This is a genomic window from Mesorhizobium sp. L103C105A0 (genome assembly GCF_000502215.1).
Lineage (GTDB): Bacteria > Pseudomonadota > Alphaproteobacteria > Rhizobiales > Rhizobiaceae > Mesorhizobium.
On the sequence record NZ_AYXF01000003.1, the window covers coordinates 493492 to 509284 of the forward strand.

General features: G+C 59.5%; 22 protein-coding genes and 1 pseudogene. 1 reads left to right on the forward strand and 22 read right to left on the reverse strand.

Annotation, left to right across the window (positions count from 1 at the left end):
- Nucleotides 1–3: 3 nt before the first annotated feature.
- The 21 genes and pseudogenes from X727_RS151770 to X727_RS151675 all read right to left on the reverse strand — a co-directional run bounded on the left by X727_RS151770 (nt 4) and on the right by X727_RS151675 (nt 14567).
- A complete protein-coding gene (locus tag X727_RS151770) occupies nt 4–1617 on the reverse strand; it encodes a terminase TerL endonuclease subunit (RefSeq protein WP_032888981.1) in 1614 nt (537 codons plus the stop codon).
- On the reverse strand, nt 1586–1984 hold the full coding sequence (locus X727_RS151765) for a phage terminase small subunit P27 family (protein WP_023834226.1): 399 nt from the start codon (nt 1982–1984) through the stop codon (nt 1586–1588). Before X727_RS151765 ends, X727_RS151770 begins: the two co-directional genes overlap by 32 nt.
- Nucleotides 1981–2298 (reverse strand): phage head closure protein, encoded by a 318-nt coding sequence (locus tag X727_RS151760; RefSeq protein WP_023834227.1) that lies wholly within the window; start codon nt 2296–2298, stop codon nt 1981–1983. Before X727_RS151760 ends, X727_RS151765 begins: the two co-directional genes overlap by 4 nt.
- The gene (locus tag X727_RS151755; protein ID WP_023834228.1) at nt 2298–2717 is read right to left on the reverse strand and encodes a DUF3168 domain-containing protein; all 420 of its coding nucleotides are present in this window, start codon (nt 2715–2717) and stop codon (nt 2298–2300) included. Before X727_RS151755 ends, X727_RS151760 begins: the two co-directional genes overlap by 1 nt.
- Nucleotides 2714–3088: an HK97-gp10 family putative phage morphogenesis protein gene (locus X727_RS151750; protein WP_023834229.1), complete on the reverse strand. Its 375-nt coding sequence runs from the start codon at nt 3086–3088 to the stop codon at nt 2714–2716. Before X727_RS151750 ends, X727_RS151755 begins: the two co-directional genes overlap by 4 nt.
- 1 nt (nt 3089) lies before the next feature.
- Nucleotides 3090–3392: a head-tail connector protein gene (locus X727_RS151745; protein WP_023834230.1), complete on the reverse strand. Its 303-nt coding sequence runs from the start codon at nt 3390–3392 to the stop codon at nt 3090–3092.
- A gap of 184 nt (nt 3393–3576) precedes the next feature.
- Nucleotides 3577–3930, reverse strand: a complete 354-nt coding sequence (locus X727_RS1000000166410) for an HNH endonuclease (RefSeq protein ID WP_031204219.1) — start codon at nt 3928–3930, stop codon at nt 3577–3579.
- Between the two features lie 223 nt (nt 3931–4153).
- Nucleotides 4154–4534 carry a hypothetical protein gene (locus X727_RS151735; protein ID WP_023834232.1) on the reverse strand — a complete coding sequence of 127 codons (381 nt, stop codon included), beginning with the start codon at nt 4532–4534 and terminating at the stop codon, nt 4154–4156.
- Nucleotides 4535–4598: 64 nt separating this feature from the next.
- The gene (locus tag X727_RS151730; RefSeq protein WP_023834233.1) at nt 4599–6176 is read right to left on the reverse strand and encodes a phage major capsid protein; all 1578 of its coding nucleotides are present in this window, start codon (nt 6174–6176) and stop codon (nt 4599–4601) included.
- A complete protein-coding gene (locus X727_RS151725) occupies nt 6176–6559 on the reverse strand; it encodes a gene transfer agent family protein (protein WP_023834234.1) in 384 nt (127 codons plus the stop codon). The genes X727_RS151730 and X727_RS151725 overlap by 1 nt, the downstream gene beginning before the upstream one ends.
- A complete protein-coding gene (locus X727_RS151720) occupies nt 6556–7746 on the reverse strand; it encodes a phage portal protein (protein ID WP_023834235.1) in 1191 nt (396 codons plus the stop codon). Before X727_RS151720 ends, X727_RS151725 begins: the two co-directional genes overlap by 4 nt.
- On the reverse strand, nt 7733–8152 hold the full coding sequence (locus X727_RS1000000168520; protein ID WP_023834236.1) for a hypothetical protein: 420 nt from the start codon (nt 8150–8152) through the stop codon (nt 7733–7735). Before X727_RS1000000168520 ends, X727_RS151720 begins: the two co-directional genes overlap by 14 nt.
- 384 nt (nt 8153–8536) lie before the next feature.
- A complete protein-coding gene (locus tag X727_RS151710; protein WP_023834237.1) occupies nt 8537–9559 on the reverse strand; it encodes a hypothetical protein in 1023 nt (340 codons plus the stop codon).
- A complete protein-coding gene (locus tag X727_RS151705; RefSeq protein WP_023834238.1) occupies nt 9546–9875 on the reverse strand; it encodes a hypothetical protein in 330 nt (109 codons plus the stop codon). Before X727_RS151705 ends, X727_RS151710 begins: the two co-directional genes overlap by 14 nt.
- Nucleotides 9876–9978: 103 nt before the next feature.
- Nucleotides 9979–10506, reverse strand: coding sequence for a hypothetical protein (locus X727_RS1000000166415; protein ID WP_023834239.1), 528 nt, complete (start codon nt 10504–10506; stop codon nt 9979–9981).
- Complete coding sequence (locus tag X727_RS1000000166420) at nt 10503–10709, reverse strand: helix-turn-helix domain-containing protein (RefSeq protein ID WP_023834240.1); 207 nt, start codon at nt 10707–10709, stop codon at nt 10503–10505. The genes X727_RS1000000166415 and X727_RS1000000166420 overlap by 4 nt, the downstream gene beginning before the upstream one ends.
- Nucleotides 10710–10786: 77 nt before the next feature.
- Entirely contained in the window at nt 10787–11152 is a 366-nt protein-coding gene (locus X727_RS151690) for a hypothetical protein (protein WP_023834241.1), read from the reverse strand.
- Nucleotides 11153–12388 carry a site-specific integrase gene (locus X727_RS151685; RefSeq protein WP_196814992.1) on the reverse strand — a complete coding sequence of 412 codons (1236 nt, stop codon included), beginning with the start codon at nt 12386–12388 and terminating at the stop codon, nt 11153–11155. It lies immediately after the preceding gene.
- Between the two features lie 277 nt (nt 12389–12665).
- Nucleotides 12666–12962: pseudogene (locus tag X727_RS1000000169805) on the reverse strand (CatB-related O-acetyltransferase); the annotation flags it as partial.
- A 263-nt stretch (nt 12963–13225) separates the two neighbouring features.
- Nucleotides 13226–14014 (reverse strand): hypothetical protein, encoded by a 789-nt coding sequence (locus tag X727_RS151680; protein WP_023743604.1) that lies wholly within the window; start codon nt 14012–14014, stop codon nt 13226–13228.
- A 94-nt stretch (nt 14015–14108) separates the two neighbouring features.
- Nucleotides 14109–14567 (reverse strand): YbaK/EbsC family protein, encoded by a 459-nt coding sequence (locus X727_RS151675; protein ID WP_023743605.1) that lies wholly within the window; start codon nt 14565–14567, stop codon nt 14109–14111.
- 244 nt (nt 14568–14811) lie between these two features.
- On the opposite strand from X727_RS151675, the gene X727_RS151670 reads away from it, so the two are divergent.
- Nucleotides 14812–15264: a cupin domain-containing protein gene (locus X727_RS151670; protein WP_023743606.1), complete on the forward strand. Its 453-nt coding sequence runs from the start codon at nt 14812–14814 to the stop codon at nt 15262–15264.
- 77 nt (nt 15265–15341) lie between these two features.
- Here the strand turns inward: X727_RS151670 and X727_RS151665 are convergent, their stop codons facing one another.
- A complete protein-coding gene (locus tag X727_RS151665; protein WP_023743607.1) occupies nt 15342–15623 on the reverse strand; it encodes a helix-turn-helix transcriptional regulator in 282 nt (93 codons plus the stop codon).
- Between the last annotated feature and the right edge of the window lie 170 nt (nt 15624–15793).

The window sequence follows — 15793 nt, forward strand, 5'->3', positions numbered from 1 at the left end:
CTTTTAGAAAAAGAAGGCGTCCTCGGACGCCGTTTCGTACATGCTGAGACTGCTGGCGCCGGCTACGGCACGGCCGATCGCGGTGATTGCCGCTACCGCCGGGTCAATCTTGTCGACCGACTTTTCTTTGAGCGGTCGCCTATTGCCGGAGGCGTCGGTGTACAGGACCACATTCGCCACAGCCCATCGCAGAAGCGGGTTGCCGCCGTGGATAAGCTTGCGCTCGAACATCAGAGTTTCGAAGTCGATTACCGGCTTGGCGAATGTAGCTATGTTTTGCGGGAACTCGGCAACGGGAAGGCCAGCACCCTCTAACGAAGCCATAACGTCCTGCGCATGCCAGCGGTCGAACGCCACTTCCTGAATCTGGAAGCGGCCAGCCAGGTCGAGAATGTATTCCTCAATCTGCTTGATGTTGATCGTGTCGCCTTCGCAGGCGGTCAGATAACCCTGGTCGCGCCATAGCCCGTACGGCGCGCCTGTCTCGTCGGCACGCCGCCTGATGTCTCGTTCAGGCGTGAAGGACTGAACGTGGAGTGCTATGCGGCCATCGTCCAGCGGTATTGCAATCGCGCAGGCGCTCAGATCGATACGCTTGCTGAGATCGACCCCAATCCACGCCTGTCGGCCTTCCAGAGCCGACAGATCAAGCTTTGAACAGTTCTCGTCCCAGATGGCCATATCCCATGCAGGCTCTGCTGCGCCGTCCTGCCAAATGTTGAGGTGCAGTTGCTGGAACATGGCGCGATCGGCTGGCCGGTGTTCGGCTTCCCGCACCATCTGGCGCATGCCGTCGATATCGGGATATGGCGGCACGCATGACAGACCCGGGTTTACCCGGTGCCAGACCGCTTCGTCGCGCCAGTCTTCGTCCTTGTCCGCCTCGAACAGGATCGGCAAAAACGCTTCGTCTACGATCGCGCCAGACGCAACTTGCCGCGCATAGCTGTACATGTCGTAGGCGACATTTTCGCGCCCGATGCCGGCCGTCGTGGTGACCACAAGCAGCGACCCTGGCGTCTTAACCAGACCGGTCTTGATGGCGTCCCAGAGGTCGCGCTTCTTCCATGCGTGAAGCTCGTCGACCAAGGCAAAGACCGGCGTGCGTCCATGCGCCGTGGCAGCGTCAGCCGACATAGCTCGATAGAAGGCGCCGCTCTTGCGGTGCGTAATGCGGTTCTTGGTATCTTGGATCTGAAAGGCTTCTTCAATTCGCGGATGCGCCTTGATGATGCCGGTCATTTCCTCGAGCGCGATACGCGCCTGGTCGCGGTCGACAGCCGACGATACGACTTGGCTACGCGGGATTCGCTCCGGCCCAAGGTGAAGCATGCACAGCGCCGCGCCTAGCGTGGTTTTGCGGTTGCCGCGCGGGATTAGCGCAAAGACTGTTTTTATGCGGCGCGTGCCGTCCGGCTTGGTGTCACCGTAGACGCGTCGAATGATGCGCTCTTGCCATCGGTCCAGCTGGAAAGCATTTTTCGGAAGATGCGATTTTGGATGGCGCAGTGCTCGGATGAAGCGGACGGCCGCTTCGCCTTTGCTGTGCGGATCCGGGATGTCGCTGTCATCAAAAATCCAGTCGTTAGATTGAACTGAGGTCGTCAGTGTCGTCATTGCCACGGGCGCCTCCCTTATTCTTTGCCCGGGCGGCCGGCGTCAGGCCAAGCGCATCTGCCAAGCGGCGCGCGGATTCCATGGCATCTTTCAAGATTGTTCCTGCCGGGTGGCGCTTGGGACCGGACTGCGACATGAAGGTCAGACCCTCACGCTGCACGATCTCCTCGGCTTCCCGGATCCTGGCGACGGCAACGCAATAGGCTTCGACCGTCTGCAACTCATGGGCGCCGATCTTTCGGGCTTCCACGAGGACCGGGAGAACGCGCTTCCATTCGGCCTTGCCGTGCTTTGGAAGCCATGGCGGCGGCGACGGAGCCTTAGACAATGCGCCGTCGAGCGCGGTAACGATTGCGGTGCGGCTCATGCGCCTATCCTCTTTGTCCTGATCTCGAGGCCGCGGCGCCTGCCGATCTCTTTTGTTTCGACAATGTTATGGTGCGCGCCTTCATAGGTGACGCGATCGGCGACGGTCACGCTGTCCAGCCAACGCGTTCTAAAGACGATTGCCGTCTCGCCGCTGGCGCCGTAGGCTCGCTGGAATTCTTCCGCGCTCGCGGTCACAAGCTGTGCGCGCATCGTCGCTCGTGGCATCCACGCATCAACCGTATTGCCGTATTCATCGATCGCGGTTGTCACGCCTTCGATGGTGATTTCCCTATCGAGCTTGCCGGCGCGCATCAGACGACTCCTGCCAATGTGTCTTCGGCCAGCAGCCGAATCGTTACGACCCCATGGCTGTGCACGCCGTCTGGATCACGGAGATAGATCGCATCTTGAAAAGTCGCGGCCAGGGCGAAGCCGTCGACCACATCATCCGCTTCCCGCACCGCTCGGCGGATCTCGCCCACGATGTTTTTGCACGCGGCGAAGCCGTTCTCGGCGGTCCATACATGCAGCGTCGCATAGACGTCGCCAGCTTGGATGCAGCCGGCGTCATCGGCCACGAATTGGCCCTCGCCGAGGTTGACGCACGGAAAGATTTCCGGCCGGCTGTTGCGGTCGAAGATATTATCGGCCGGCACGAGCGCGGTTAGCGCGGCCCTGCCGATGAAAAGTGCGCGCAGAAACTTCTGCGCAGCGAGGCTTGCCTCACTCATTTGAACGCCTCCTTAACGGCCTTGCTAATGGCGCGATCGACGCGGCTGCGGACACGCTTTTTCAGCGTGTTCACGGACGGCCAAAACCATGGCTGACTGTTCGCAGAGCGGTTGGTGTCGCCGTGGTGGAGCACGCCGTACTCCTGGTACTGCGCATTGGGATCGTCGCTGCCTACGCGCACCGCCAGTTCGTTGAGCTCGGTCTTTTTGATCGACCGCTTAAGCTCGCCAGTGTCGTCGGGCGCCAGGTATTGCATGCGCGCTAGAAGCTCGTCGGCACCCCTGTTAATGGCTGCAGGAATGGCCTTGCGCGCCTCTCTCGGGATGGCGTCGAACGCCTTTAGCAGGCTCGCCAGGTCATCATTTGCCATCTTAGAAGCTGTAGCTCCGGCGTTCTTTGACGATGTCCCACACGCCGAACGGGATTTCTTGAGCCGACACGCCGACCACTGCGGCTTCCCGGTTCTCAAACCAGTGCGCGGCAAGCATCTTCACGGCGCCAACAAGGTCATCTGGAACTACCAGCGGGCTTGCATATTCTTCCGAGATAACAAAGCCTAGCAGTTGCTCTAGATGTGATTGGGCGGCATCGATAAGAGAAGAAATCAGGCCGTCATCACTATCGAGCGTGACGCCAAGAAATTGCTTCTGCTCGTCCAAGGTGACGATGGCCATGGGCTTTTTTTCCTATCTGAAAAACTACGGCTGGTTTATTGCGAGTTTTGGGGCGCGGGTGGTAGGGCAGGAATGGCCCAAAGTCGCTGACCCGGCCCCCGTGGACGCGTTCGGCGCTACATCTGGTGTCAGGTGCCGGAAATCACGCAAGCCCTTGTGCGGCCTTCTTTGAGGCGCTGAGCGCCTATGCGGCTTTCGGCTTGCCCCATGCTTGCGACTGATCCTTCGCCGTGCGGCGTGAGTGGCATGGCAAGCACATGGCGCGCAGGTTCGACTCGACTAACCGCAACTCAGGCGCTTCGCGTATGCTTTTGATGTGGTCGACGTGCGTTGCCTTGGCACCACACACACAGCAAGTTGGATGGTGATGCAGAAAGCGGAAGCGGATCTTCGACCAGTCGGCATCATATCCGCGCTGTGCAGGCGTGCCGCGTTCGGCATCGTTCGATGCCTGGCGCCGCTTGGCGCTGGCCTGCTCGTGTACGCACTTCGTGCCCTTGGGCACAGAGCAGCCGCAAGCTGTGATACGGTTAGGCATGCGCTCTCCTGAAATGAAAGCGGATGGCAGCGCAAAGCATGCCACCCGCAGTTGACCCTTGGCCGCTCGGAGATAAAGGAGGGTGAGCGGCTGGTATCTGGACCTTCACAGATTGTGCGGTTTTTGAACTGTGGCGCGCCGCATCCGTGATATCGTTATTGAGCAGACCCGTAAGCCACGGCTAGCATGGCGGTACCCTCAGAATGCCCCGCGCCGGGATTGGTTAAGCGACCGGACGGCTTGCCGCGCGGCCCTTGATGATCGTGGCACTGGCAGCGATCGACGTGCCGCTATTGAGCGTGAGCACGGTTCGGACATAGCGACGATTGCCGATATAGCCGACCTTCACAACGCTGGCCGCGACAAGCGCAGCCGGGAAGGCGCCAACCAGGTCGGCGGCTGCAACGTCCGTGAAGTTGGTGCCGTCGTCGGATTCTTGCAGCTTGGGCGTGAAATTGCCGGAGCCGGCGATAGCGCCAGTGTTGATGATGACAGCCGCGCCGTTGAAGCCCAGAAGGTCAATGGCCGCCGAGGTATTCGTTGCGGTAAGAACGGCCGGAGCAACGGCCTGTACCGCGCCGATACTGTTTGCGAGATCGCGCATTAGTAATTCCTAATTATGAGAATGGAAGGAGAACGGGCGGCCACTAAGGACCGCCCTGAAATGCTTAGACAGAGACCTTGAGCTTACGGAAAGCTTCGGCCTGCGTGTTCGCAGCACCAACGCGACGGCGCGCGTGGAAGCGAACCTTGCCGCTCGTTGCCTGGCTGTAAGGATCACGCAGGATCGACATCGCAACGCGGTCGTAGATGCGGTAGCGCGTAAAGTCGCCGAAGATGATCGGGAACGTACCGGCAGCGACGTCAGGCATATCCGGAGCCTCGACCAGCGGTCGGCCCAGCAGCGTCGATGGCTCGCCAGCCTGTACGCCCTGCTGCCAGATATACTGCTTGGTCGTGTCCTTCAGCTTCCGCAGATAGGCGATCGTGGTGCCGTTGGCCATCCACACGCCATTCGCCCGATAAGCCGGCTTCAGCGCGTACATCAGGTTGATCAGGCCATCCGCCGTGCCGTCAGCGTCTGCGATCGTCGCGGCCGAACCGGAGACCGTAAACGGAATGCCGGCATCGGTCATGAACCCGGTCGGCTTCTTGAAGCCATCGCCGTTCACAAAGGCTACAGCCTCGAGCCGACCGAACTCCTCGGCCAGATCCATGGCGACCTCCGTTTCGACGTTGATCGCGGCGTCCTCGAGCAGCTGCAACGACACGTCGACGTAGCAGGCCGCCTCGTTTACCGGAATTTCGATCTGGCCGTACGCGCCTTCGGTAGACTGGCGAGTTTCAGTCTCACCAACCCAAGAGGCGGTCGGCGTGCCCGTGCGCTTCGGCAGGATCACCGAAGCCGACGCGGTAGCGCCAACGCGAGCCGCCTGGCGAACCGGGCTAAACTGCACGATGTTCTTGATCACTTCGGCCTGAAATTCAGCCGGTGCGAGATAGCCGCCGCGCGTGTCATCAGAGACGACAAGCGATTTGGTTTCCTCGCCGGGCATGCGCTCCGGGCCGTACTTCAAGAACGACTTGAACGCCTTGCGCTCGGCAGTAGGTTCATTGTCGTTGGCGCCCTTGATAATGGCCGGACGATTGAACTTGGTTTCCATGCCGTCAAGGCGAGCCTTCAGAGCAGCAACGGCTTCAGCGGCCTTGGTCTCGGCAGCCGTAATCTTGGTCTCAGCCGCGGCCAGTTTAGTCTCGAGCTCGGCGGTCGGATTGGTGTTTTCAGTGGTCAAGGGAAAATCCTTTTGTGAGGTAATGCGGGCGTTCGGATTGGCCGGAACCGCCACAATGCTAATTTCCAGAAGTTCAAGGCTCTGGATGGTTCGGCCACCGCCCCGTCGAGGTGCGGCCTTCCGAGTTAGAAATCCGATGCTCAGACCGCGAACCGCATTCGCCTGGATCATGCTTCGGACTTCACGGGCACGCTCAACGGTATCGATGAGCAGTTTGCCCTTCACATGAAGGCCGTCCGCCTCCACCGTGATGCTGTCAAATACGCCGACCACCTGTGACTGGTCATGCGCGAAGAGAGCGGGAATTGACTTTCCAGTCAGGCCAACGAAGGCCGTTGGTTCGATCATATCGCCGACACGATCAGGACTGGAAAAGTCCCATGCGATGCCCTCGATTGCCCCGGTAGGATCGCCGGTGAATTTCGTCTCTAGGACAAGCTTTTCCATATCCATCAGGCGTCCCCTCCCGTCACCACGACAGCGGCTTCGATGGCGGTGGGCGCTGGATCTTCTTCCGACTTGCGGCCGACGATCGCGGCGGACATGACTGCCAACGCTAGCGCGGCGTGCTCCCCAAGCGGCGAGCGCTCGAAATACCTGGTCATTAGCTTATGAGCTTCAGCCGGCGTCGTACCGCCACCGATCAGGCCAAGGCGCAACACCTCTCGGATGTCTTGGACGCGCCACTGTCCAGAATAGATCCGACGGAAAGTGACCAGCGGGCCTTCGCCCAGTTTTTCGTTCAACTCGATCAGTTGATCGAAGCCGTTGGCGTGAAGGTCGAACCGCTTCACGCTGTCGCCGAAGAATTCATCGATGTGGGTCAGATCGCTCATGCAGCGGCGGCCTTTGCAGGTTTGTTGTCGTTGGCCGGCTTTGCGCCGGTGTTCGGATTTTCGTAGACGTCGCCACCCGTGCGTGGCGGCAAGCCGAGCCAGTCGCGGGCCTCATTCGAGTTCAGCACCTTGGCTGTGATAAGCGTGCTGATCGCTGTAGCGCGGGCTGTAATGTCGGCCTGGGTAAAGTCGTCCAGATCGAAGCAGAACCGATACTCGCCACGCTCTTCGTCACTGAGTAGTGCGCGGTTGAAGGCCGATTCCAGAGCGCGGAGCCATGGCAGCAAAGTAAATGTCAGATATTCCTTCGCGGCCTGCTCAGACGTCGACCACGTTGCGCGGTCGAGTTTGCCTATCATATGCTGCGGAATATTGAATGCCCTGGCGATCTCAGCCAGTTGGAACTGCCTGTTTTCCAGATACTGCGCGTCAGTGCTGTTCAGCGTGATCTGCTGCCATGTCGCGCCTTCCCACAGGATAGCAGTGGATCCGGCGTTGGCGCTTCCAGAGTGCGCAGCCTGCCATCCGGCCTTCATTTTCTTGAGCGCTTCGTCGCCAAGCTTATTCGGAAACTGGATCACGCCGCTTGGTTTAGATCCGGCTGTCCAGAGCTTGGCCGCGTAAGCTTCCATTGCCTTCGCAACGCCGATGGCTTCGGCGCACTGGGTGAGTGGGCATTTCGAGAACGCGCCGCGGACATGGATGATGTCCGATGTCGGTACGACCTTGCCGCTTAGCCGGTATGTCGGCTCGCCGGTAACGGCGTCATAATGCACGTCGATGACGCTGGATTCATACCGGATGATCTCGGCTGGTCGACCGCTTGGCCGATTGACCCAGGCCAGGCCGCCCTTGTCTTGCGTCAACGCTTGCGCGACGAGATCGCGGGTCAGTTCATAACCCGACGTCCAACTATTGGCTTGGCCGGTTAGAAGCTTCAGCGCGGGGAAGTCCGCAACGTCGGTTTCCTCGTCGCCGACACGGCGCTTGACGGTCAGCGACATCGTGGCCGCGCTTTCCGCAATCACGGACACAGCGTTGCGCACGCCAGGCACAGTCAACGCCACGCTCGCCGGTACGGCGGCCACGCCAGCGACTGCCGCGCCGAGCAGCGCGAGGAGTTCCTCGTCCGGTTCGGCGAGGCTCTTGGTCTCGACGGGCGGCTGGGTAGGTTTAAACGGCCACATACTGTGCTTCCTCGAGGATTTGCTGGCAGATCAGGCCGATCGGCACGACGATGATGGATCGATCGAAAGCGCTTGGCGCCACGAAACTGATGAACGGCAAGCCGCATCCGCGCTTAATAACGGCAGGCGCAATCAGGAGCGCGTCGGGGTCTGGCGGGATCTGCAAATTGTCGAAGGCGGCGCCCAAGGCTGTCAGCCATGTTCGGCCGGCGCGCTCGAGCTCGAAGGCCACTCGCAACACGCAAATGTCTTGCAGCGAGAACATCCGTCGGCTGCCGCGCTTTTCGCAAAACAGCGCCGACGCCGTCTTTGCGCGGTGGATAAGAAGATCGATCGATTTAACGTTTTGGCCGCATAGCGCTGCGGCCTCGGCGCGCGTAAAAGCACGCAAGCTCCAGGCGTCCATTGAGTTTCACTCGCAAGTTTTTTGTTTGGGTAAAAAGAAACCGCCTCAAGGGCGGCGCGTGGAGATCACCGAAGCGGCGTCTCATTGATAGGGTTGCGAGATCGCGAAAAGCGGCGATGTTCGCAAACAATCACCCTCTCATATACATACGCTACAACTCGCCACTATTTTTTAGGCTGCCACTTTTCTTCGCCTTCATATTGATAGGGTTGCGAACTGGTCGCTTTCCCTACCCTCTCATATACATACGCTACAACTCGCCACGATCTTACCGTAAGCGGCAATCTTTTTATGGGGAACGCGGGAAGCGGCATAGAGGAATGGTGTGGAGTCGACAAATGACCCCACACCTTTATAGGGTTGCGAGATCTCCCGTATTAAACATCAACCTGAAGAAATTCGCCGAAACTCAATCTTGTCGTTTGGGTGCAATCGATACATGATCCTGGCGCCGATGGCCTCGGTCTCGCCGCCACATTCCGCGATCATAGTGGCGGCGTTGTCGGCCGCGAGTTTGAGCGTGGCCTCGCCACCGTCTCCATCGTTGAAGCGGATGCGAATATTCGCCCCGCCGTCCTCGCGCTCTTCGCCTTCCAAAATGGTGACGTCAGACCACGGCAGCGGTGCGGCACGCATGAATGTCTTCGGGCCGCTGCGGTTGGTCGACATCTGCACCATGGAGCCGATGACATTGTCCGCATCGCCGTCGACGTCTAGTGCGGCGTTGATCGAGGCATAGTCGTCGGAGTCGATGTCAGACCGCAGAACGAACTTGCGGTTTTTACCGCTACGCATATGGGCAACGAATGTATCTTCGTCCTGGCCGGTATATTCGGCGTGGATGATCTTCCATCTGGCAAATCCCGGCTCGACCTTGTTCGGGTTTTCGTTTTCCCGCGCTCCCCTGCGGCCTCCCCAAAGAGGCCGCTCCACAGGGGCGCTTATATCCTTCTTTTGAGAAGGGAATTGGGTCCCCGCTTGGGGACCACCCCCTGTGCTTGTTGGGGACCACCCCTGCGCATCTACGGGGACCACCCCTTGCGCATCATTGGGGACCACCCCACAGCTGCGCATCGGCTGGCCGTCGTTATTGATTCGCACCCACGCGCTCCCGCGGAACCGCCAGTTCACATCCCACAACGTGGATTCGGTGTAGGTTGCGGCGCGCTTTATCGATACGCGGCCGCTGTCGACCAGAGACGCCTTATAGCGCTTGACCATCTTAGCCGTCGTGCCTGCACCCTTAGCTATGAAGGACTCGCTGCACTCAGCCGCCATACGCTCGTTGTCCCAATGCGTCGCAATGGTCGAGATCATGCGCTTCTGGAGATCCGTCAGGGTCGGGTCCGATTGCAGGTCTTCGCGGAAAGCTAGTTTGTCCTTTGCCAGAACCCTATGCCAGGCCATGCGCCGCGCGCTCCGAATCGAGACAGGCGCGGTAGATGGCAACACCGCCGTCTGTGGTGCCGATGCGGTCGATCAGTCCGGCACGCTTCGCCGTCTTGATCGCCGTATCAATGGAGCGGCGACATGCCCCAGTTCTGCGACCGAACTCCTTGTGAGAGATACGGCAAGCACCGCCTAGAACGGTCTCGCGCGCGATCGCAGTGACGATAGCTATGGCGGCGCTGGACTGAACCAGCCGTTCCGTCTTGTAGTAGAAACCGAGCAGGAATTCGGCCTGCTGCTCCGTTAGTTCGAGAGGTGCGTCCTCAATCGACATGGAATGCCTTTGAAATTATGAGCTCAAGATAAGGGTTGGATGCCGCGCCGCGGCACTGCGGCAATGGGTTACGACCGGACGATGGCCGCGGCGCGGGAAGGGGTTATCTGGCTTCCCGAATAGCGCGATAGATTGAAGGAGCGCGGAAGTTGTTCAAGCCGCACTCCAATGCCATTTGATAGAACGAATCGGCATCATATATCTTGCCGGACTCACGCCAAATCTGACGCGCATATTTGGTCAGCATGGGCATGTCTCCTGACGAGACCTGGCCGCACTCCGTAACGCGAGTTTTGAAAGCCTCAATTAGGTGCAGCGGAAGATTCGGCCCGTAAATGAAATACCGGAGGTACGGCAGGAAGTTGTTGTGCCTCAGAATGTCACCATCGCTGTTGCCGTTTATGCGCCAGCGCTCCATTCGTGATTTTCCGCGACCGGCCGGGTTGTAGGCGGCGTCTGTGAAGTACCGATGCCGATGGTCCGGAACTGCCTCACGATCGAGGATAGATCGTCCCAGACTGAAAGCCAGTTCGCTATTCTGTTTCCATGCTTCGTGGTCGCGAACTTTGGCGGGATCGAACTCGATCCTGGCAACGACGGCTTCTTCATCGGGGGTAAGTTCGATCTTCATGCGGCTGCCCTCGCGCGTTTGTTGTCGTTTGAAGGCAGGCGTCGATTTTCAGCCACCCATGCGTCGAGATCGTCCGTGCTGTAGATGACGCTGTTTCCAAGTTTGACGTAGGCCGGCCCGGTTCCGTAGCATCGCGCTTTGTCGAGGAATGACTTGGACAGGCCGACATAATCAGCGGCTTGGCTTACTCGTAGGTTTGCCATGTGTTTACCTCCGTTGACGGTGTTGCATGGAGATAGATGGGCGTTTCGCCAATCTTCTTTAGGCAAACAAATTCAATTTATTCGCGGTCCTGATCTTCCTTAGCTCGGTCGTATGTCGCGACTGCGCCGCGTACGTGCGTCTCTGAATACCCAAATTTCTCAGTCATCCGGCGCATTGCCTCTTCGTACCGGACGCCGTCATTTCGAAGCCCGTTGAACTGCTCGCCGATATCAATCCAATGCCGCGGAAGTGCACGTGTCCTCCCGCGTGGTCTCTTCGACGGCTTGAGCATGTCGGCGGCCAGCCGTTGCACTACTGCGCCCGCCTTGCCTGAGCGCAGGAGATCGATCAACAGCGTTTTGGCGTCCTCGATACGCCCCTCGCTTAGCGCCGATTCAATTGGAATCGCCTGAAGGCTGAACCCTTTCGGAAGTGGTGCCATTCACTTGCCTCCGATCGCATCGGAGATCTTTCCAGCGATCACGTTGGCTGCGGCGCGTGTCGGGTTGACGTCGACATGCGCGTAACGTTGCGTCGTCGCCGCGTCGGCGTGGCCTAATAGCTTGCCGATGATCTGCAGCGACATGCCGTCGCCGGCGCCGACACTGGCGAAAGTATGACGAAGATCATGAAGGTGAACGTCCCCTAAGCTGGCCCTGCCTGCAATAGCAGCCCATGGCTTCTTTAGATCGGCGCGCGGTGCCTCATGCTCCGTTGCTGCTGAGTGACCGGCGATCACATATTTGCCAATGCGAGGCAGGCTATCAAGCTCCGCCTGCGCGGCTGCAGAAAGCACAACGGTTTTCTTCCCTGTTTTTGAATCGGGCAGTAGCAAAAGGCCGCGCCTTTCGTCATATTCGGCCCACCTCAAGTTTAGGATTTCCCGCAACCGGCAGCCGGTCAACATCAGCAGCCGAATGGCTCCCGTCACGTGTGGCCCGTAGACGGTCCTGTTCTTCTCTTTCGGCGCGTGCTTGCTGGCGGACAACTTGTGTGGAATGCCAATCGTTTCGGCCTCGCGCATGGCGTCGCCAAGACGTGCCATTTCCTCCGCGGTGAGGTACCGCTCGCGGGATTCCTCACGGTTACGATCGATCTTCGCAGCGGGATTAGTTCCTTCGGGCACATAGGCGCGCTTGGCGCCCCAAACATAAGAGGCGGAAAGCAAAGCCATCGCGCGATTTGCACTGTAGCGAGCCTTCTTCGACATAGCTGAGTGGGCACGCTGGACGTCAACGCGGGTAAGGGCAAAGGCTTTTGTGGCGCCAAGCAGCGGCTCGATGTGCTTGGCCAGCGTGATCTTGTAGAACGCGCGCGTTGACGCCTTCATTTCCTTACCGGCGATATAGTCCTCGACCAGCTTCTTGACTGTGCAACTGGCCCGTTCGTCCGACCGCTCTTTGACCAAATCCTTGCCAAGCGCAGCGTTCGCAATCGCCCTGCGCGCCGCCTCGCGCGCCTCGCTGGCTTTTAGTGTACCGACGCGGCCGAGCTTCAATCGCTTCTTGGCGCCGCCAGCCACCGGCCGATATTCGGCGAAATACGTTCCCGTGTTGCCTGTCGTCCGGTAGAGGCCAAACCCGGCCAGGTCATCGTCGAAGTAGTATGTTGTCTTGTTCGGCCTTGCGCCTTCCATGATGCCTGAAACTGCCGCTGCCGTGATCTTGATTGTAGCCACGCCCATCCCCTTTATAGCCACTATGTAGCCAGCATTTAGGCATAGGCAGTGTGTTAGTCAAGCGGGCTTAGGTTGGACGACGTTGGATTTCTGCCGATTTGGCCTACTTTGTGCAACGCTAGGAATGGCTATAAAACCGGATATTTTAAACTGGGGGTCAAGGGGTCGTCGGTTCGAATCCGGCCACTCCGACCAAACAAATAGTTGGCCGCTTCCCCCAAGGTGGTTACCGTCTTTTCGACTTCCCGCAAACAAGATGCATTCTTAAGCCGTCATGCTAGGCGTGCCGCTCGATAAAGAGTTCGATGGGACCTGTGAGAAAAGCAGCCTCCTGCTTGATCTTCTCGTCGCTCCATTCCCACCACCGGATCGCCAGCAATTTCGCAATAACATCCTGTGAAAAGCGATACCGGATAAGCTTGGCCGGGACCCCGCCGACGATCGCGTATGGCGGCACATCCCTGGTGACAATGGCGCCGGCCGCAACAATAGCGCCATCCGCGATGTGGACGCCTGGCATGATCAGCGCTTGGCGGCCGATCCAGACATCATTGGCGATGGTAATGCCGACGGGTTTGCCGCCGTGCGAATTGAGATCGGTCGCGTTCATCATGCGGCTGTGGATCGGAAAAGTGGTTGCAGCCCAAGGCACGTGGCTTCCCCCGGAACATTCAAAGCTCACGTTGCCGGCGACCGAACAGAACGCCCCAAGGGCCAACGGAGTGGCGGCAGACGCTCCAAGCACCTTCTTCCGGCTCACCCCATAGGTGTGACGTCCAACGGTCACGCTTGGGGGCAGCTTGGATCGAAACAGATTCCTCATGCGCAGCCAGCCCGTCACGGTGACCTCTTAAGCTTCTGGAGCAAGAGATCCGCGGGAGTCCGCCATAGACGATATCGACTGGCCTTTGCAACCTGCTGGCCGACTGGCGCCATGCCGTGCGCGTTAAAGAACGCATGAACACGCGGCTCAGCGAACTGCTTTTTGCCTCGGGTATTGTAGTGTCGGATCGGCAGGCTATGAGGGCTTATGGTTCGGCCGTTTTGAGAAAGGGCTACCCCGAGGCAGAACTGCTCGGGCGCCCAAGTGTCGGTCACCTTATGAACGGCCTTGATAGCGGCGAAGGCGTCCACCATGGCTGTGAGGTTGTCCCGGTGGATCCCGACGATGCCGCTGTTCCACATCGGTTCCTGGCCGGTCAGGACCTGGCCGCCGACGCTGATGTTCTTGCCCGGCAGCGCGTTCTGATAGATGCGATGCGGCCCTTCGCACAGGCGCATAGTGGAATGGGTCGCAGAGATCGAGCGGAAGCCCTTCGACGGGTCACCCACCGGGTACATGTCGGTGTCCATGAAAAGGAGCCGATCTGCTCGCTGCAAAAGCTCACGCATAGCCCCGGCCTTGATACCGAAATGGTAGCTTCCGCCGAAAGACCACTGGTCTTTCTGTTCGGCCGTTATGAGCATTGTCTCAACAGGATAAGCGCGAAATAGGTCAGTCCTGTCCGTTGCGACGACTATTCTGGCGGTCGGGCAATGGTGCAAAAGCTTGAGGGCGCTGAGTAGCGCGCCGCGATGGTAAAGCTCGTTCTCACCATAGGCGATGTAACCAAAAACGTCGTTCATTCCGCCACGTATAATGGGTCGTTCAATCTTCTACTAGCTGCGCTCGCAGTCGTTTTGCTCCCAGAAATCTCCTGCTGAAATCAGCCGACGATTACTACTGGCACACATCGACCCATTCGGCATCGACAATCTGTGCCATGCGCTCAGGGCTCAGCCGCACCGCGGCGTTGGTAGCGCCGGCCGCGGGCACGACTTCATCGAAGGCGCGCAGCGAGACGTCGCAATAGACCGGCAGCGGCGCCGGCAGGCCGAATGGGCAGACGCCGCCGACGGGATGGCTGGTAATCGCGACAACCTCGTCGGCGTCAAGCATGCGCGGCTTGCCGCCGAAACGGTCCTTGAATTTGCGGTTGTCGAGCCTCGACATGCCGCCGGCCACGATCAGCATGGTCTCACCGCCGACGCGCAGGCAGATGGTCTTGGCGATCTGCGCCGGCTCCACGCCATGCGCCTCAGCCGCCAGCGCCACCGTCGCGGAACTCGCTTCGGTGACGAGCACTTCGACATCGGGCGCATGGGCAGCCAGGAAGGCGCGCACGGATTCAAGGCTCATCTCGGCATTGTCCCATTCGAAAACGGTTAGCGTTCACACTGGATAGCTTCACGCTCTGTCGGCGGCAACCTCCCCGCCCCTCGACGGCTGCAGCGATACCAGGCCAGGCGGGTCGCGCCGCATGTCAGCAACGCAAGGCGCATCCCCCGTGCGGGAGATGTGTTCGGGCTGCTGCCTTGGTAGGTCGCAATAGATCAGGGCCGGCGCTGATGCTGTGCTCCCACGACCAACCGGAGAGATCATCATGCTCAAGCTCGCCTCGGCTCTGGCGCTGCTGCTTATCGGGACGGCGCCGCTGCTTGCCGACGACATGCCGATAAACGCGGACGCCATCAAATGGGGCCCTGCTCCTGCTGTGCTGCCCGCCGGCGCGGACATGGCTGTCATCGCCGGGGACCCCTCGACGGATGGCATCTACGTGCTGCGGTTGAAGCTGCCGGCCGGCTACAGGATTGCCGCGCACAACCATCCCACCTCGGAATATGTGACGGTGATTTCCGGCAATTTTCATATCGGCATGGGCGACAAGCTCGACGAGACCAAGGGCATCGAACTGACCGCCGGCGGCTTCGGCGTAGCCCCACAGGGAATGAACCATTACGCCTGGACGACAAGCGCTACGATCGTCCAGGTTCATGGCGAGGGGCCGTTCGCGATCACCTACGTCAACCCGGCGGACGATCCGAGCAAGAAGTGACATTCGCCGTTGGGCGAATGCAACAAGCCCGCCAGGGCAAACCATGGCGGGCTTGTTGAACGACGCTCGGCCGTTGTTTATGAAACGGACCGGTTTTCCACAGGCGCCGTGGGCGCCGGGGCATCGATCAGGGCCGTTTCCGGCAATTGCAATGCTGCGGCGATCCGGCGAAGTTTCGTCGGATCGGTGTCCTTGCCGCTCTCTATGTCGGCAATCTCGCTGGTCGACAGACCGCAGGTCAGGGAAAGCTCTTCAATACTGTATCCCTTTGTCTCCCGGATGGCTTTGAGGCCGGAGTGCTCGAGCGCAACGTCGGCCGCCAGCCTGGAGAAGGGTTCGTGTTTTGCAGTTTCGGGCATTGGCAACTCCATGGGGCTAAAGAGTTTTGGATCAAATGATAGGGTGTTGCCTGAGAGCCGGGACAATGCCCGCTTGACGGCGATTTGCCAAGGCCCAAACCGACCGTCACAGCATCGTGAACCGGCGTCAAAACCGCAGGCGCCAGGGCACATATAGGATCTCTGCCCCG

What these genes read in the sequence shown, in the direction of transcription:
- X727_RS151690 (WP_023834241.1), bottom strand. Translation starts at nt 11,152, where the DNA reads ATGGCACCACTTCCGAAAGGGTTCAGCCTTCAGGCGATTCCAATTGAA.
- X727_RS151755 (WP_023834228.1), bottom strand. Translation starts at nt 2,717, where the DNA reads ATGAGTGAGGCAAGCCTCGCTGCGCAGAAGTTTCTGCGCGCACTTTTC.
- X727_RS151750 (WP_023834229.1), bottom strand. Translation starts at nt 3,088, where the DNA reads ATGGCAAATGATGACCTGGCGAGCCTGCTAAAGGCGTTCGACGCCATC.
- X727_RS151675 (WP_023743605.1), bottom strand. Translation starts at nt 14,567, where the DNA reads ATGAGCCTTGAATCCGTGCGCGCCTTCCTGGCTGCCCATGCGCCCGAT.
- X727_RS151665 (WP_023743607.1), bottom strand. Translation starts at nt 15,623, where the DNA reads ATGCCCGAAACTGCAAAACACGAACCCTTCTCCAGGCTGGCGGCCGAC.
- X727_RS151760 (WP_023834227.1), bottom strand. Translation starts at nt 2,298, where the DNA reads ATGCGCGCCGGCAAGCTCGATAGGGAAATCACCATCGAAGGCGTGACA.
- X727_RS151720 (WP_023834235.1), bottom strand. Translation starts at nt 7,746, where the DNA reads ATGTGGCCGTTTAAACCTACCCAGCCGCCCGTCGAGACCAAGAGCCTC.
- X727_RS151745 (WP_023834230.1), bottom strand. Translation starts at nt 3,392, where the DNA reads ATGGCCATCGTCACCTTGGACGAGCAGAAGCAATTTCTTGGCGTCACG.
- X727_RS151730 (WP_023834233.1), bottom strand. Translation starts at nt 6,176, where the DNA reads ATGGATATGGAAAAGCTTGTCCTAGAGACGAAATTCACCGGCGATCCT.
- X727_RS151770 (WP_032888981.1), bottom strand. Translation starts at nt 1,617, where the DNA reads ATGACGACACTGACGACCTCAGTTCAATCTAACGACTGGATTTTTGAT.
- X727_RS1000000168520 (WP_023834236.1), bottom strand. Translation starts at nt 8,152, where the DNA reads ATGGACGCCTGGAGCTTGCGTGCTTTTACGCGCGCCGAGGCCGCAGCG.
- X727_RS151670 (WP_023743606.1), top strand. Translation starts at nt 14,812, where the DNA reads ATGCTCAAGCTCGCCTCGGCTCTGGCGCTGCTGCTTATCGGGACGGCG.
- X727_RS151765 (WP_023834226.1), bottom strand. Translation starts at nt 1,984, where the DNA reads ATGAGCCGCACCGCAATCGTTACCGCGCTCGACGGCGCATTGTCTAAG.
- X727_RS1000000166420 (WP_023834240.1), bottom strand. Translation starts at nt 10,709, where the DNA reads ATGGCAAACCTACGAGTAAGCCAAGCCGCTGATTATGTCGGCCTGTCC.
- X727_RS151725 (WP_023834234.1), bottom strand. Translation starts at nt 6,559, where the DNA reads ATGAGCGATCTGACCCACATCGATGAATTCTTCGGCGACAGCGTGAAG.
- X727_RS151705 (WP_023834238.1), bottom strand. Translation starts at nt 9,875, where the DNA reads ATGTCGATTGAGGACGCACCTCTCGAACTAACGGAGCAGCAGGCCGAA.
- X727_RS1000000166410 (WP_031204219.1), bottom strand. Translation starts at nt 3,930, where the DNA reads ATGCCTAACCGTATCACAGCTTGCGGCTGCTCTGTGCCCAAGGGCACG.
- X727_RS1000000166415 (WP_023834239.1), bottom strand. Translation starts at nt 10,506, where the DNA reads ATGAAGATCGAACTTACCCCCGATGAAGAAGCCGTCGTTGCCAGGATC.
- X727_RS151735 (WP_023834232.1), bottom strand. Translation starts at nt 4,534, where the DNA reads ATGCGCGATCTCGCAAACAGTATCGGCGCGGTACAGGCCGTTGCTCCG.
- X727_RS151680 (WP_023743604.1), bottom strand. Translation starts at nt 14,014, where the DNA reads ATGAACGACGTTTTTGGTTACATCGCCTATGGTGAGAACGAGCTTTAC.
- X727_RS151710 (WP_023834237.1), bottom strand. Translation starts at nt 9,559, where the DNA reads ATGGCCTGGCATAGGGTTCTGGCAAAGGACAAACTAGCTTTCCGCGAA.